Raw genomic sequence first — 15,346 nt, 5'->3', positions numbered from 1 at the left:
ACGATTCTTTTTTCGCAGAAATTCCGAGGAGGAACCGCCCATGCCCAAAATATTGATCGTAGACGACGAAGCTATCTACCGCAAAGGGTTGCGCGCGATGATTTCTTCCGAGGACCCGAACTGGGAGATCGTCGGGGACGCCAAGGACGGTTACGAGGCGATGGAGATGATCGGCGAGCTGAAGCCGGACGTCGTGCTGACGGATATTCGCATGCCCCGCATGGACGGCATTCAGCTTCAGAAGTTCGCGCGCGAGCGGTTCCCCGATCTGCGCTGCATCGTCATTAGCGGTTATGAGGACTTCTCGTACGTTCGGCAATCCCTTCGCCACGGAGCTAAGGACTATTTGATGAAGCCGGTCGAGAGGGAGGAACTGTCCAGGGTGCTGGACAAGGTGAAGGACGAGATCCGCGAAGCGACGCGCAAGGCGAGTCAGTCGGAACCCGGGGAGAGGGACGACGTCTTGCGCCGGCAAGCAAGCGATCACCTTGCCGCCGGGCTGCTGCGCGGGAGCATGAACGACATGGATCTGGAAGGGGTAAGACGGCTGGGCATCGGACTGGCCGAGCCGTGCTTCGCCTGCATGGTTGTCAAGATGGACAAGGAGTCGGTCGGTCCCGAGCGCTACGGGCGCACGGATCCTTCGCTCTTCCAGCTCTATATCCGGCAGTTCGTGCAGGAGATCGTCGGCAGCCGGCTGGGCGGCTTCTCCTTCGTCTTCTCCGATTCGGAGGTCGTCGCCCTGGCCAACGTGCCGGACCGGGTCGCCTCCCGGGAACGGCTGATCGATACGGCGCACTCGATCTGCCGGCAGATCCGGTCGCTGTCCAACCTGACGGTCACGATCGGGCTCGGCAGCACGATGGAAGGCGCGGAGTCGATTCCGCGATCGTACAGGGAAGCGGAGATCGCCTTGCTGTACCGGCTTGTCGTCGGAGGCGACAAGGTGATCGATTACGAAGACGCGGCCGCGGATTCCCGGCCGAAGGCAGGAGCGGGAAAGTGGTCCTGGGAAGCGTTGGAGGAAGCCGTCAACGAGGGGAGAGTCTCCGAGATCGACGGCAAGGTGGAAGAGGCGATCGGCGGCCTGTGCCGCTGGGCGCAGACGCCGGAAACCGTGCATCAGCAAATCTGCAAGCTTGTGCTCCACTACTACGAAATGACCGAGGAATCGGGCGCGACGATGGGGTGGATGGGGGACAAGGACATTCGCGCCCAGTTGGTCGAAATCTGCTCGATCTCGTCCAGCGACGAGTTGATCGAGGTCTGCCGAAGGCTGTTCGGCCGGCTCGCCGCCGCCATCGCATCCGGCAGCCGCTCCTCGGAACGCGATCCGGTCCACCAGGCTCTCCGCTATCTGGAGCAGCATTACCGCGAACCGATTACGCTCAAGGATGTTGCGGAGCAAGCGCACCTGCATCCGGCCTATTTCAGCGCGATGTTGAAAAACAGAACGGGCAAATCTTTCGTCGAGCATCTGGCCGCCCTGAGGGTGGAAGAGGCCAAGAAGAGATTGGCGCTTACGGACGATAAAATCACGATCGTCGCCGAGATGACCGGATTCGCCAACATCCGGCACTTCAACCGCGTCTTCCGGAGCGAGACGGGGCTGACGCCCAAGGACTATCGCAGCGCGATCCGCGGTCGAAGCGGGCAAGATGCCTGAGTCCGGGGCGAGGTCAGGGGAAGGCGGATTGCGGCCGAGTCGGATAGAAGTCGGACAGGAGCAAGTTGCCAATCGCGGTCTCCTCAAGGCATAATGGACGTTAAGAGGTGAGGCGAGTGCTGCGGATTATGGCCGTCACGGACGACGGGCGATGGCGGGAGGATGTTCCTCTGGAGGAGCTGACGGGCCGGGACGTCGGCTGGTTCTGGGTCGACTTCGATTGTCCGAAGCCGGAGGAGACCGAGCTGCTGGACAGCTATTTTCAATTTCACCCGCTCGCGATCGAGGACTGCTTGCAGCTGCTGCAGCGGCCGAAGGTGGACCACTACGAGGAAACGCATTTTTTCGTCCTTCATGCGCTGCATCCCGAGACGCTCAAGGCGGAGGAAGTGAACGTCTTCCTCGGTCCGCGGGGCATCGTCACGTTCCATCTTGCGCCTTCGCAGGAGATCGAGGAAGCGTGGCGGCGGATGCGGGAGGCGGACGTTCGCCGGGGCAAGGACCATAATTACGTCGCGTACTTGCTGATGGACAAGCTTGTCGACAACTATTTTCCGACATTGTACAAAATCGAGGATCAGCTGAACGAGATCGAGGATCAGGGCGAGAACAGGGTCAACCTGCAGGAGACGACGGAGCAGATCTATGACATTCGGGCCGACCTGCTGCGCATTCGCCGGACGGTGCTGCCGATGCGCGACCTGCTGTACCGGCTGCTCAACTCGGACAAAATTCCGGGCATCAAGGAGCAGATCGCCTATTTTACCGATATTTACGATCATCTGCTCAAGCTGACGGAGATGATCGAATCCAATCGCGAGATGACGGCCGATCTCCGGGACAGCTACGACTCGCTGCGCTCGAATCGGATGAACTCGATCATGAAGACGCTCACGGTTATGACGACGATCTTTATGCCGCTTACTTTTATCGCCGGCGTGTACGGGATGAACTTCGTGAACATGCCTGAGCTCGAATGGCGGGCGGGCTACTTCATCGTGCTCGGGCTCATGCTGGCGCTCGGTCTCGGCATGTATGCCTGGTTCAAGCGCAAGGGCTGGTTCGATTGAAAGGGGGAAAGGGCGTGAGCCGTGAATTGCAGCAATTCAAAGCGGAGTTCTTCAAGGCGCTCGCGCATCCGCTGCGCATTCGGATTCTGGAAGTGCTGAGCGAAGGGGAGAAAAACGTCAACGAGATCCAGGCGGTGCTTGGCCTGGAAGGCTCGGCCGTGTCGCAGCAGCTGGCGGTGCTTCGGGCGAAGAACGTCGTCAGCGGCGTGAAGGACGGGACGAACGTCATCTACTCTCTCCGGGACCCGCTCATCCGGGAGCTGCTGGAAGTCGCCAAACGCATCTTCGACAACCATCTCGTCGATGCGATCTCGCTGCTGGAGACGATTCGAAGCGAGTGAACGGGTGCAGAACGAGGTCGATCGCCGAAGGGCGAGCACGGCCTCGTTTTTAGTACGCGATTCTGCGTGCAGAGGACGTCGAAGGCGGTTTTGCTTGCCGCATCGGGTTAAACCCGCTTAAAACGGGGTAAATCCTTTTTGACTTTCCTTCCTTGGACTCTTATATTCTATATATTCAAATAATCAAATATTTAAATATAAGAAGGGGTAAAATGAAGCTGCACAGGTTGGGGAGATTTGCGGATTACAACGTCGGTTCCTTGCGCCGCGACTTGCTGTCGGGATTGATCGTGGGCATCGTTGCCATTCCGCTCGGGATGGCTTTCGCGATCGCGTCGGGCGTAAGTCCCCAATACGGATTGTACACGACGATTATCGCAGGCGTATTGATTTCTCTGCTGGGAGGCTCGAGGTTTCAGATCGGAGGCCCGACGGGAGCGTTCGTGCCGGTGCTGCTGATGATCGTGCTGCATTACGGGTACGAAAATTTGCTGCTGGCCGGCATGATGGCGGGCGTCATGCTACTGCTGATGGGTTTGTTCAAGCTGGGCGCGCTCATCCGTTACATTCCCCGGCCGGTGACGCTCGGGTTTACGGCGGGCATCGCGGTCATCATTTTCACAGGTCAAATTCCCGGATTTCTCGGGATGGAAGGGTTGGAGAAACACGAGCGGTTCCTGCCGAATATGCAGGAGATCGCAGCGAATGGGCCGCTCATCGACGGCTACAGCATCGCGACCGCGCTCGTCAGCCTGACGGTTATCCTGCTCGCGACGCGATACGCGCCGAAGCTGCCCGCGCTGCTAGCGGGGCTGCTGGCAGCGACGCTGGTCGCAAGCCTGCTGTTCGACGGGAACGTGGCGACGATCGGGTCCGCCTACGGCGCGATTCCGAGCGAGCTGCCGGCGTTCCGCCTGCCGGAAATTACGCTGGAACGCATCGAGCAGCTGCTGTATCCGGCATTCGTCATCGCGATGCTCGGCAGCATCGAGTCGCTTCTGTCCGCCGTCGTCGCGGACGAGATGACTGGAACTCGCCATGACAGCAATCGCGAGTTGATCGGCCAAGGCATCGCCAACATGGCGGCTCCGCTGTTCGGCGGCATTCCGGCGACGGGAGCGATCGCGAGAACGGCGACGAACATCAAGTCGGGAGCGGTCAGTCCCGTATCGGGCATCGTTCACGGCGCGGTCGTGCTCGCCGTGCTGCTGTTGTTCGCGCCGCTGGCTTCCCGCATTCCGCTGGCCGGTATGGCCCCGGTGCTGATGGTCGTTGCGTGGAAGATGAGCGAGTATCGCAATTTCGCCAAGCTGCTGCGAACGAAGACGGGCGATTCGCTCGTGCTGGTCGCGACGTTCCTGCTGACCGTGTTCATGGACTTGACGGCTGCGGTTACGGCCGGACTCGTGCTGGCGGTCGTGCTGTTCGTGAAACGGATGGGCGGCATGATCAAAGTCGACAAGGTACTGCCCGATCCGCTGGCCCGCCACGGCAAGGTGGCGCCGGAAGGGGTGACGGAGAAGCGGGATTGTCCGCAAATCCGCATTGCGACGGTGGAGGGCGCGCTGTTCTTCGGGGCGGCTGAGTCGTTCGGACGGGCGCTGCACGACGTGGTCGGGCAGTCCCATCGCGTGCTGCTTATCCGCATGGGGAAAGTCCCGATGATCGATATGACGGGGGAAGCGAATCTGGCCGCGCTGGTCCGCGAATTCCGCGGCGTCGGCGGCGTCGTGCTCGTATCCGGAATTCAGGAGCAGCCGCGCGAGGTGCTGGAGCGGACGGGATTGGCGGAGGAGATCGGGAGGGACCGGTTTTTCGCGCATACGGGAGAAGCGATCGGCTATGCGCTGGGCTGCCTGGACAAGGCTCGCTGCGCCGGCTGCCGGCAGTATGCTTTCCGCGAATGCGCTGAGCTGTCGGAGGAACGGACGGCGTGCGCGGCCGGAACGGTCGGGCATCCGAGTACGGCAACTTTTGTATGATGTAATATTTATTAACATAAAAATAGGATAAACTCTCCGTTTCTACTGATGTGTTTATTTGTGTTATATTATATAACATATATAAATGCGCGCAGGGAGGGGAGAGAATGCAGGACGAAGGCATGCTCGATTGTATCGTCAAGGGAGCGAACGTTGTGCTTCGCGACCGCGTTCAGATTGCGGATATAGGAATAAGAGACGGCTTGATCGTCCAGATCGCCTCCGAGCTCCCGGTACCCTCGAGGACGACCATCGACGCAAGCGGACTGTATGCGATGGCGGGAGTCGTGGACGCGCACGTGCATCTGTACGAACCTGGGCTTGGCGAATGGGAAGGGTTTGATTGCGGTTCGGCGGCGCTGGCCGCGGGGGGAGCGACGACGTTCCTCGATATGCCGTTGTACGGGCAGCCGCCGACGGCGAGCGCGGAAGCGCTGCGAATCAAGCTGGCAGCCGCGCGGACGATCGGATCGCATATCGATTACGGATTGTGGGGCGGGCTGTCCGCCGACAATCTGGAAGAGCTGGAGCCGCTCGCGGAAGCGGGCGTTATCGGATTCAAAGCGGTGATGTCGTCTACGGGGCATGAGGAAGGCGGCTTTCGATCCGTTGACGACGTGGCCTTGTTCGAAGGAATGAAGGCGATCTCGGGCATGAACAGAGTGCTGGCCGTGCACGCGGAGAGCGAGGAAGTCGTCTCGGCGCTGACCGGGAAGCTGGCCCGGCGGAAGCCGCGCATGCCGCGGGATTACGCGGCGGCCAGACCGATCGCGGCCGAGCTGGATGCGGTGCGCAGGGCGCTGCTGTTCGCGGAACGGACGGAATGTCCGCTTCATCTCGTTCACTTGAGCAGTCCGCAAGCGATCGATGCGGCATGGGAAGCGAAGATGAACGGGCTGAACGTCACGGTGGAGACGTGTCCGCACTATCTCGTGTTTACCGACGAGGAGGCGGAGAGGCTGGGAACGCTAGCCAAATGCGCTCCCCCCATCCGCGGAGCCCGCGAAAGGGAAGGGCTGTGGGCGAGGCTGGCCGAGGGCAAGGTCGATCTCGTCGCCTCTGATCATTCTCCCTGTCCACCGTGGATGAAGCCGGAGGCGGGAGACGATTATTTTGCCGCAAGGGCGGGCATATCCGGCGCGCAGAGCATGCTGGAGCTGATTATTGACGAAGGGTATTGGAAAAGAGGGCTTCCGCTGCCTCTTCTGTCCAAAGTGCTGTCGGAAGCTCCGGCCAAACGGTTCGGGCTGCTGCCGCGCAAAGGCAGGCTGGCTGTCGGGTGCGACGCGGACATCGTGCTCGTCAATCTCGACGCTCCGTATGTGCTGCGTGCGGAACAGCTTCTGTACCGGCACCGGCACAGTGCTTACGCCGGACGCCGCTTCCGCAGCAGAGTCGTCCTGACAATGAATCGGGGCAAGGTGGTGTACGCCGCCGATACGGGAATCGGAACGGCGAGGGAGGGGGAGTGGCAGCGAACCGCAGCCGAGCAGAAGCGAAGGAGGAAGCTTATATAGCGCGCAGGGGGCTGTCTCGTAAGCAGGGACGTACAAAATTATCGATGAAAAAAAGTGGGTATCTATCTCCTGCAGACTGCCTCATACGGTCCTGAAATGACCCTGTCACGGGTCTGCCATACAAATTTCAGGAAACGCTTTTGGGGCCCCCGCAAAGTAATCGGAATAAGCTGCGAAGCTTGGCGTCACTTTGTGGGGTATCTGGCATCGGAAGGAGATAGATACCCCTAGGGCGTGTTTTCATACTCCGAGGACAGCAGATATGGCCGAATTTTCGTTCCATGCAAGGAACTTTTGTGAAGGCGTACCGGAGGTACGTCAAGCAAAAGTGACGAAGCAGGGGGCGAAAAGGCGGTGATAGATGCACCTGAGCGGGTTTGAAGACACGCCCTAAGCAAATATCCATCGATAATTGTTCTGTACGTCTCTTTTTACTTACGGGACAGCCCCTGTTGGAAGCGGCCGAATCTTGATTGGCGCGGCGCGAAGAGACGACGAAGTTCTAACTCGCTATCTTCTTCTCCATCTGGAAGCGTTGGGGTTGTCGGAAGGCGCGACTTCGTCCTTCTTTTTCGACTTGCCCGCAACCCCGAGCAGCTCGGTCAAATAGCGGTTTTTCTTGGCGTGATTCGCGCGCATCTCCGTCTCGGCGTTCTCGGGATTGCGGTGGTTGGCGTAGCCCAGAAGCTCCAGAGCCGACGCTTGCATGTTGGTTTCCTTGGCGATCTCGCCATTCTCGTCGAATTCGGCGTAGCCGTCCGCGTCCAAGGCCTCGTTGCCTTTGCCGATAAACTCGACGCCCATCCTCTCGACGGGCACCTTTTTGCGCTCGAGCTCCTGCACGGTTTGCAGCATCTGCTTGGAGCCCGGACGATAGTGGCCGCTCGCGTCGGAGATGAGCTCGATTTGCCCGTCGCGCACTTGCATTTCCCCGGCTCCGGCCACGGCTTGTCCCGCGAGAAAGCTGGAGTGGTGGAATCTCTCCTGGTAAGGCACTTGCGGGCCTTCATCCTCTTCTTGCTCGGCTTCCGACCCGTAATAGGAATCTTCGCTGTCGTGCGTTTGCGCTCCATAATAGTGATCCGGGCTCTCGGGGACGGAGTCGATGTACTGTCCGTTCGAATCGCGCGGCTCCTGAGCGCCTATGTATTGGGGAAGGTAGCCGTCGGACTGGCTTTCGGAAGACTCGTCCTCGATCTGGATATAGTTGCTTTCCGGACTGGACTCCACGATCTGCGTGTAGCCGCCCACGCTTTCCTCCGACTCGTCTTCGATCTCGATGTAGTTGTCTTCCGGACTTGACTCCACGATCTGCGTGTAGCCGCCCACGCTTTCCTCCGACTCGTCCTCGATCTCGATGTAGTTGTCGTCCGCCTTGCCGTTCGCGCCCTCGTAGTAGTAGGAAGAGGGGGCTTGTCCGGGAGCTTGTGAGGGAGCCTCCTGCCGGCTCGGATCGGGCAAGTTGAATTTCTCCAAAGCTTCCTTGCCGCGCTTTGTCGTCTCCTGGATGGCATCGGCCGTGTAGAAGTTGCCGCCTCCGTCCATCGTGAAGATGTGACGATCCGCCTTGGAGCCTTCCGCCGGTGCTCTCAATGCTCCTATCGTGCTTAGGTGTTCACCGTCCGATTGGTTGGAGATCGTACCATCCTCGTTGAACTTGCGGGCATAGGGCTCCCGCTTCTCCTCCGTGTCCGCGTAGAACGTCTTGGAGGGCATGATCGTGCGCATCCCTCGATGAGGCGTGGGCAGCCACTTGTCCAGCTCCTGCATTCCGTTCACCATCGGCTTCATCTCGAACGGCTCTCGCTGCATTCCTTGAAGCGTGTCCTGGTTGCCGAGGGACGGCTGTTCCGGCTGCTCCTGCCGCTGCCTGTGCGAGCCGATCACCGGCGGCGCGCTTCTCTGCTGTCTATGGGACCCGATCACCGGCGAACTGCCGGGCGTTCCGCGGCTGCCGATCACGGGCGGCTTGCCCGATACCGCGTTGCTTCGATTACGCGTCATGGAAATCGTCTCCATATTCAAAGTTGCTTCCATCGTACTTTTTTTCGCCATAATTCGCAATCTTTTTTCGGGATGAAAGTCTGCGGAATTTACGGGTCGAGCGCCCTCTTGTCCACACCCCGGCATCCGCTTCGGCATAAGTAGTAGGAGGTTGCTGTCGGAGCGTCGTCCGCAAGGACGGGAGAGGGGGAGTCGTTCCCTTGAAGGTCGTCATTCTAGCCGGGGGCTACGGCACGAGAATCAGCGAAGAAACGGCGGTGCGGCCCAAGCCGCTGATCGAGATCGGGGACAAACCGATTCTGTGGCACATTATGAAGATTTACTCTCATTACGGGTTCCACGAGTTCGTCATTCCGCTTGGCTACAAGGGCGTTCTGATCAAGGAGTACTTCGCCCATTACGATCTGCACGAATCGGATGTAACGTTCGACTTCTCGGACGGGGGAAAAAGGCGGATTCATCAGCGGATGACCGACCCGTGGAAGGTGACGCTGGTCGATACCGGCAAAGACACGTCGACGGGAGGCCGGATCGCGAGGATCGGCTCCTACTTGGCGGACGGCCCGTTCATGCTCACTTACGGCGACGGGGTAAGCGATATCGATCTGTCCGAGCTGGTCAGGTTCCATCGCTCTCACGGGAAGTGGGCGACCGTAACCGCCGTGCAGCCGGGAGGGAGATTCGGAGCGCTTGAGCTTGGCGAGGGGGGAGGCGTGCGCGGTTTCCGGGAGAAGCCTAGAGGGGACGGCGGGTGGATGAACGGGGGATTTTTCGTTTTCGAGCCGGAGGCGCTGGCTTACATGGGGGGAGACGATACGATGCTGGAGAAGGAGCCGCTCGAAAGTCTGGCCCGATTGAACCAACTGATGGCGTACCGGCACGAAGGCTTCTGGCATCCAATGGACACGCTGCGGGATAAAGTGTCGCTGGAGGCGCTGTGGAAGTCCGGCGGCGCGCCATGGAGGGTATGGCGATCATGAAGGCGGCCAGGTACGTGGTCGATTATTTGGCCCGGCAGGGCGTCACGCACGTCTTCGAGATGGCGGGCGGGGCGATCGCGCATCTGCTCGACGCGCTGGACGAGCGCGACGACATCGCGGCGGTGCCTATGCATCACGAGCAGGCGGCCGCTTTCGCGGCGGAGGGCTACGCGCGGGCCAGCGGCAAGGTCGGCGTGGCGATGGCGACGAGCGGGCCGGGGGCGCTGAATCTGGTGACGGGCATCGGGAGCTGCTATTTCGATTCGGTTCCCTGCGTATTTCTGACCGGCCAGGTGAACACTTACGAGTTCAAGTTCGACGATCCGGTGCGGCAGAACGGTTTTCAGGAGACGGACATCGTGAGCGTCGTTCGGCCGCTTACGAAATACGCGGCGATGGTCACGGACGCCGGCACGCTTCGCTTCGAGCTGGAGAAGGCGTGGGCGATCGCGCGGTCGGGCCGGCCCGGGCCGGTGCTGCTCGACATTCCGATGGACGTGCAGCGCGCGGACGTCGATCCGGAGAAGATGGAAGGGTATTCGGGTTCGGGAGAAGCGGAGGAGCCGGCTGCTGCGCCGGCTCTGGAGGAAGGCGAGGTTAGGCGGGCGGCGGAATGGGTGCGCGCGGCGTCGCGGCCGATGGCGCTTGTGGGCGGGGGAGTGCGTTCGGCGGAGGCAACGGAAGCGCTGCGCGCGTGGCTTGCGCAGGCGGGCGTGCCGGTGGTTTGCTCGCTGTTGGGACTGGACGCCGTGGAGACGGACTACGAATGGAACTTGGGGCTGATCGGTTCGTACGGCCATCGTTACGCCAATCTGGCGCTGGCGAACTGCGACTGTCTGCTCGTGCTGGGGTCCCGGCTGGATACACGGCAGACGGGCACGAGGCCGGAGACGTTCGCTCGCGGAGCGAAGATCATTCACATTGATATCGACGGAACGGAGCTGGGCAGAAAGGTGAAGGCGGATTTGGCGATTAGAGGGCATTTGAAGCCTTTCCTGAGCATGTTGGCTGCGGTATGGGAGGAACGGCCGGGGCGTGACGAGTGGCTGGCTTGGAAAGACAGGCTTGCGCTGTATCGCCGGAAATATCCGACGGGAGCGCAGGCTGCCGACAGCGCCGTGGAGGCGGGGGATATCGACCCGAATCGGCTGATGGAGCGGCTGGGAGAAGCGATCGGAGCGGATGCGATCGTCTGCCTGGACGTCGGGCAGCACCAGATGTGGGCGAGCCAGTCGCTGCCGATCAGGGGCGAGACGCGGCTGCTGAACGCCGGAGGCATGGGGGCGATGGGCTTCGGCCTCCCCGCCGCGATCGGCGCGGCGTTCGCCGTGCCTGGAAGGCACGTGGCGCTCGTCGCGGGGGACGGCGGGATGCAGGTGAACATTCAGGAGCTGCAGACGATCGTTCGTTGGCGGCTTCCGGTCTCCGTCTTCGTGCTGAACAATCGTTCCCTGGGCATGGTGCGCCAATTCCAGGATCTGTACTTCGGCGGGCGGCAGGCTTCCACGGTGTCCGGGTATAGTTGTCCCGACTTCGCGAAGGTCGCCGAAGCGTACGGCATCCCCGGGTTTCGAGCGGCATCCTGGGGTGAGCTTGAACCTCTGCTGGAGTCGGTATCGGCAGCCGACGGGCCAGTCGTTGCGGAGATCATGATTCCGATGGACGCCGCCGTGCATCCGAAGCTTGGCGTAGGCCGCCCGATCGAGGATATGGAGCCGCCGCTGGACAGGCGGGAGCTGCGCAGCCGGATGATCGTGCCTATGCTGGATGAGCCGTAAGCCGCTGTCGGGCCTACGGCTTTATTTTCGCTATTTCGTCGGGGGATAGTCCGGTCGCTCCGGCGATCGTGTCGGTGTCAACGCCAAGCTTCAGCAGGTTTCCGGCCACTTCGAATTTGGCTTGCTGGACTCCGAGCTTTTTTCCTTCCTGAAGGCCTTCTTTTTTTCCTTCCCTTCTTCCGCGCTTTAGCGCCTCGGGAATAAACGTCTTGATCATCTCGCTTACCTCCCTTTCCGTTTGCTTATATTCTCCGTAATGACGGTATAAGTAGTTCAGAATATTCTGCAATACCTGCAAAATCTTATCCAAGTCTTCAAGCTGCAGCTGCCGCTTTCTGCGCAGTTCCCGAAGGACTTCCACCGTTTCCTCAATCGTCGCTTTAAGCCGTTCAAACTCCTTTGTAAACAGAGTTCTCTTCTCGTCGTCCGTCCGGCGGCTTGCCGCGATGCGGCGCATCCTCTTGCGCGAGCGAAACACCTGCAGCGGCAGCAATGCGAACAGCTCCCGCTCCTGCAAGTCGCGGGGCGTCAGCGTCCAGATCTTCAGCACCGGCACTGTGTACATCGTCTCCGTCCCGTCCGGCAGTCGCATTCGGAAGCGCAGCTCGTCGCCGATCGCCTTGTTTTCCTCCAGGAAAATTACGATCTGCTTCGGAAATGCGACCAGTTGCACGCCGTCCTCCGCCTTCCCTTCGGCCAGCTCCAATGCTTTCTCAAAGCCGTATCTGAACATCCGGATGACCATTGCTCGGCCGTTCAGAGTCTGGAACTCGACATGGTAGTGAAAAGTGCCGCGAACCGTATCCAGTTTCATAAACAGGTCGCCGATGATGCGATTGTATTCGTCCGCGTCGACAAACTTGGCGTTGCTGTAGTGAACTGCCTTTACTTCGGCGCCGGTAAAGCTCTCTCCGAACAAGCCGTTAATGAGTTGCAGCCTCAACCGCTTGGAGAGTCGGAACAGCACGCTCATCATTTGATCGAGCTTCAGCCGTTCCTTCTCCTGCCGATCTTTTGTCTTCATTATACACCACATCCCCACTGATCAGCGATCGTTTGCAAACGCAAAAAAAAGCACGCCCCGAGCGCGTTGCCGCGCTAATCGGAGTGTGCTTCACTCGTCGAATTCGTTATAAATTTGCTAATCTCACTATATCCTATCTTCTGTTGCATTTCCAGCTATTCCGGTTCGACGATCCGGGCGGATGTATATCCGTCATTCACTTCACCGAATCAAACCGCGGTTAATCGTCAGATAGCGGCCCGCGAGTTCCCTGAACCGACCTTCCTGTTCGCGATCAGAGAAAGCCTCCTTCGGCGCGATCCAGAACTGCGTCTGATCCAGGAAGAGGAAGTAGTAGCGGCTCGTCTCGCATACTTTGCGGATGTCGCTCCAAGGGACGGTGTTGTCGAGGTCGTCGGATTTCAGGCGAAGCGTCCGTTCGTCCGCGGACAGGGTGAACGGCTTGGCATAGCGCGCGTCGCTGGCGAACTTGTTCGGCTGAACGTAGCACATGATGATGTAGAGCGCGCCGAGCAAGACGAGCACGAGCAGGGCGATCCACAGCATGTTCAGGTTGGACGAGGTGAAGTAGAGAACGACCTCCAGCAATACGATGGCTAGTCCTATCCCGTTGGACAGCCAGAATCTAAGCGAGTGATGGTGGTAGTCCCGCACGGCTTTCGCCATATGCGAGCTGTAATTGTACGTAATATCGATCAAGTCGGTTTTCCTCCTAAAATAAGTGCATACACGCCCTAGCTCAAGACAGAGAAGCTTTCGCTTCCTGCAAGGCGGCGATGATGCGCTCCAGATCCTCGCGTTCTTCGATGACGAGCGAGACATACCGCTGTCGGTATCCGCTGCTCGCCAGCTCGATCCGGACGAGACGCTTGTCGCTGTCGGCGCTGATATCGAGCTCTTCCGTCGAATAGATCATTCGGTTTGCCACGCGGGGACGACCTCCGAATCCCATAATACTCAACTATATCATATTTTGCCCGAATGGGCAGGTCGGGAATAGGTACGTACAAGTGAATCCGTATGCTATAATGGCTGTAAGCCTAACGGGCGGCGCTGAACGAGGAGGACGAATGAACGTGCAATCGCCGAAGTACATACAGCTTAAAGAAGAGATCCTGTCCTGGATCGCGTCGGGACGCTACCGTCCGGGGGACAAGCTGCCGTCGGAGAACGAGCTCGCGGAGCAGTTCGCGCTGAGCCGCCAGACGGTGCGGCAGTCTCTCGGGGAGCTGGTCCAGGAAGGCTGGCTGGCCCGCGAGCAGGGCAAGGGGACGTTCGTCGGCAGGCAGTCGCCGGAGCGCCGCGCGTCGTCGGGCAATCGTACGGTCGGGATCATCACGACTTCGATCTCGGACTATATTTTCCCGTCGATCGTTCGGGGAGTGGAGTCGGCGCTTAAGGATAAAGGCTACCGTCTGCTGCTGTCCAGCACGGACCATCGCAAGGACAGGGAACGCGAATGCCTGGAAATGATGCTGAGCCATTCGGTGTGCGCGCTGATCGTGGAGCCGACCAAGAGCGCGGAAGGCAACCCGAATTTCGATAATTACATGGCGATCGAAGATCACGGCATTCCGATGCTGATGATCAACGAACGCTATCCGGATCTGGAATGTCCCGGCGTCAGAGTGGACGACGACGCGGGAGGCTACATGGCGGCGGATTATTTGCTCGGACTGGGACACCGGAATATCGCCGGGTTCTTCAAGACGGACGATATGCAGGGCGTAAGAAGGATGAAAGGGTTCATCCGCGCTTGCCGCGACCGCAACCTTGCTCCGGACGCGAGCACGATCGTCAGATATTCGACTGAAGATAAAGGAGAACGTCCGCAGCGCATGCTCAGGGAGATGCTGCTGTCCGAACAGAGGCCGACGGGGATCGTCTGCTACAACGATCAGTTGGCCGTATCCCTGCTCGATACGATCAGGGAGCTTGGCTTGCGGATACCCGAGGATCTGTCCATGATCGGCTACGACGATTCGTTCCTGGCGACGGCGACAGAAATCAAGCTGACGACGATCGAGCATCCGAAGTCCGAGCTTGGGGAGCGCGCGGCGAATCTTCTCGTCTCTGTGCTGGAGAACGGGGAGCAGCCGCCTGCCAAAGACGTGCTGTACGCGCCCAAGCTGATCGTGCGCCAATCCGCCGCGGAAAAACGTTAACGGAGCATCTCGACATACATGTACGTACAAGTGTATAATCGACCTAGACAACAAAGGGCGAAGATTTCAAATAAGCTTTGTCTTTCTAGGGAAGGAAGTGTTTTCACTTGTTAGACCAACTTAAGGAGCAGGTGTGCCAGGCCAATGCGGAGCTGCCGAAGTACGGGCTCGTCACGTTCACCTGGGGAAATGTAAGCGGCTTCGACCGGGCGTCCGGACTTATGGTGATCAAGCCCAGCGGAGTTCCTTACGAAGAGCTGAAGCCGGAGCATATGGTCGTCGTCGACGCGGACGGCCGAGTCGTCGAAGGCGATATGCGCCCGTCCTCGGATACGCCGACGCATCTGGTGCTGTACCGGGCGTTCCCCAACGTGGGCGGCATCGTGCACACGCATTCTCCGTGGGCGACGATCTGGTCGCAAGCGGGGCAAGGCATTCCGGCGCTGGGCACGACGCAGGCGGACTATTTCTACGGCACGATCCCTTGCACCAGGCAAATGACGGACGAGGAAATTCGCGGCGAATACGAGGCGGAGACGGGCAACGTGATTGTCGAAACGTTCCGCGGAATCGATCCCGATCGGGTTCCTGGCGTGCTCGTGAACAGTCACGCGCCGTTCGCTTGGGGCAAGGATGCGATGAACGCGCTGCATAATGCGGTCGTTCTCGAAGAAGTGGCGAAGATGGCTTATCATACACGGCAGCTGAATGCGGGAGTCGCATCGATGAACCAGGCGCTGCTCGACAAGCATTATCTCCGCAAACACGGAGCGAATGCGTATTACGGTCAACCCGACGATTCTCGCAATTAGTCATTAT

At 59.6% G+C, this 15,346-nt stretch carries 13 protein-coding genes; 9 read left to right on the top strand and 4 right to left on the bottom strand.

The window, feature by feature from the left end; all coding sequences use genetic code 11:
• Positions 1 to 40: 40 nt before the first annotated feature.
• The 5 genes from B0G52_RS03675 to allB all read left to right on the top strand — a co-directional run bounded on the left by B0G52_RS03675 (position 41) and on the right by allB (position 6,576).
• Positions 41 to 1,666 carry a response regulator gene (locus tag B0G52_RS03675; protein WP_094042164.1) on the top strand — a complete coding sequence of 542 codons (1,626 nt, stop codon included), beginning with the start codon at positions 41 to 43 and terminating at the stop codon, positions 1,664 to 1,666.
• A 116-nt stretch (positions 1,667 to 1,782) separates the two neighbouring features.
• Complete coding sequence (gene corA / locus B0G52_RS03670) at positions 1,783 to 2,736, top strand: magnesium/cobalt transporter CorA (RefSeq protein WP_094042163.1); 954 nt, start codon at positions 1,783 to 1,785, stop codon at positions 2,734 to 2,736.
• A 14-nt stretch (positions 2,737 to 2,750) separates the two neighbouring features.
• Positions 2,751 to 3,077 (top strand): ArsR/SmtB family transcription factor, encoded by a 327-nt coding sequence (locus B0G52_RS03665; protein WP_094042162.1) that lies wholly within the window; start codon positions 2,751 to 2,753, stop codon positions 3,075 to 3,077.
• Between the two features lie 218 nt (positions 3,078 to 3,295).
• A complete protein-coding gene (locus B0G52_RS03660) occupies positions 3,296 to 5,059 on the top strand; it encodes a SulP family inorganic anion transporter (RefSeq protein ID WP_094042405.1) in 1,764 nt (587 codons plus the stop codon).
• A gap of 107 nt (positions 5,060 to 5,166) precedes the next feature.
• The gene (allB, locus tag B0G52_RS03655) at positions 5,167 to 6,576 is read left to right on the top strand and encodes an allantoinase AllB (protein WP_233162332.1); all 1,410 of its coding nucleotides are present in this window, start codon (positions 5,167 to 5,169) and stop codon (positions 6,574 to 6,576) included.
• A gap of 510 nt (positions 6,577 to 7,086) precedes the next feature.
• On the opposite strand, the gene B0G52_RS03650 is transcribed toward allB, so the two are convergent.
• Positions 7,087 to 8,580: a hypothetical protein gene (locus B0G52_RS03650; protein WP_143762513.1), complete on the bottom strand. Its 1,494-nt coding sequence runs from the start codon at positions 8,578 to 8,580 to the stop codon at positions 7,087 to 7,089.
• Between the two features lie 200 nt (positions 8,581 to 8,780).
• On the opposite strand from B0G52_RS03650, the gene rfbF reads away from it, so the two are divergent.
• Positions 8,781 to 9,560 carry a glucose-1-phosphate cytidylyltransferase gene (rfbF, locus tag B0G52_RS03645; RefSeq protein ID WP_094042160.1) on the top strand — a complete coding sequence of 260 codons (780 nt, stop codon included), beginning with the start codon at positions 8,781 to 8,783 and terminating at the stop codon, positions 9,558 to 9,560.
• The gene (locus B0G52_RS03640) at positions 9,557 to 11,338 is read left to right on the top strand and encodes a thiamine pyrophosphate-binding protein (RefSeq protein ID WP_094042403.1); all 1,782 of its coding nucleotides are present in this window, start codon (positions 9,557 to 9,559) and stop codon (positions 11,336 to 11,338) included. Before rfbF ends, B0G52_RS03640 begins: the two co-directional genes overlap by 4 nt.
• A gap of 13 nt (positions 11,339 to 11,351) precedes the next feature.
• Here the strand turns inward: B0G52_RS03640 and B0G52_RS36080 are convergent, their stop codons facing one another.
• From B0G52_RS36080 to B0G52_RS35220, 3 genes are all read right to left on the bottom strand, one after another.
• Positions 11,352 to 12,362, bottom strand: coding sequence for an RpnC/YadD family protein (locus B0G52_RS36080; RefSeq protein ID WP_094042159.1), 1,011 nt, complete (start codon positions 12,360 to 12,362; stop codon positions 11,352 to 11,354).
• Positions 12,363 to 12,563: 201 nt separating this feature from the next.
• Positions 12,564 to 13,061 (bottom strand): YcxB family protein, encoded by a 498-nt coding sequence (locus tag B0G52_RS03630; protein ID WP_158223569.1) that lies wholly within the window; start codon positions 13,059 to 13,061, stop codon positions 12,564 to 12,566.
• Between the two features lie 40 nt (positions 13,062 to 13,101).
• Positions 13,102 to 13,290, bottom strand: a complete 189-nt coding sequence (locus B0G52_RS35220) for a hypothetical protein (RefSeq protein ID WP_143762512.1) — start codon at positions 13,288 to 13,290, stop codon at positions 13,102 to 13,104.
• A 142-nt stretch (positions 13,291 to 13,432) separates the two neighbouring features.
• Between B0G52_RS35220 and B0G52_RS03625 the strand changes: the two genes are divergently transcribed.
• Both B0G52_RS03625 and araD read left to right on the top strand, forming a co-directional pair.
• Positions 13,433 to 14,527 (top strand): GntR family transcriptional regulator, encoded by a 1,095-nt coding sequence (locus B0G52_RS03625; RefSeq protein WP_094042157.1) that lies wholly within the window; start codon positions 13,433 to 13,435, stop codon positions 14,525 to 14,527.
• Positions 14,528 to 14,634: 107 nt separating this feature from the next.
• The gene (araD, locus tag B0G52_RS03620; protein ID WP_094042156.1) at positions 14,635 to 15,339 is read left to right on the top strand and encodes an L-ribulose-5-phosphate 4-epimerase; all 705 of its coding nucleotides are present in this window, start codon (positions 14,635 to 14,637) and stop codon (positions 15,337 to 15,339) included.
• Positions 15,340 to 15,346 lie beyond the last annotated feature (7 nt).

This window comes from Cohnella sp. SGD-V74 (assembly GCF_003001675.1).
Classification (GTDB): domain Bacteria; phylum Bacillota; class Bacilli; order Paenibacillales; family Paenibacillaceae; genus Cohnella.
The sequence above is the reverse complement of the archived record's forward strand: the minus strand, read 5'-3'. Positions and strand labels throughout refer to the sequence as shown.